This window comes from Massilia aerilata (genome assembly GCF_042656905.1).
Taxonomy (GTDB): Bacteria; Pseudomonadota; Gammaproteobacteria; order Burkholderiales; family Burkholderiaceae_D; genus Telluria; species Telluria aerilata.
In genome coordinates, this window is the sequence record NZ_JBHSMZ010000029.1 from 1 (window position 1) to 576 (window position 576).

1 rRNA gene is annotated in these 576 nt (G+C 54.0%); it reads right to left on the reverse strand.

Annotated elements, in window-relative coordinates:
- Positions 1-576 (reverse strand): 23S ribosomal RNA (locus ACFPO9_RS27690); the annotation flags it as partial.

A 576-nucleotide genomic window follows, 5' to 3' on the forward strand; every position in this document is an offset into this window, starting at 1 on the left:
GCACTTCCACACCCAGCCTATCAACGTCCTGGTCTCGAACGACCCTTCAAGGAGCTCAAGGCTCCGGGAAATCTCATCTCAAGGCGAGTTTCCCGCTTAGATGCTTTCAGCGGTTATCTCTTCCGAACTTAGCTACCCGGCAATGCCACTGGCGTGACAACCGGTACACCAGAGGTTCGTCCACTCCGGTCCTCTCGTACTAGGAGCAGCCCCCTTCAAATTTCCAACGCCCACGGCAGATAGGGACCAAACTGTCTCACGACGTTTTAAACCCAGCTCACGTACCACTTTAAATGGCGAACAGCCATACCCTTGGGACCGGCTACAGCCCCAGGATGTGATGAGCCGACATCGAGGTGCCAAACTCCCCCGTCGATATGAACTCTTGGGAGGAATCAGCCTGTTATCCCCAGAGTACCTTTTATCCGTTGAGCGATGGCCCTTCCATACAGAACCACCGGATCACTATGTCCTACTTTCGTACCTGCTCGACTTGTCGGTCTCGCAGTTAAGCACGCTTATGCCATTGCACTATTAGCACGATGTCCGACCGTACCTAGCGTACCTTCGAACTCC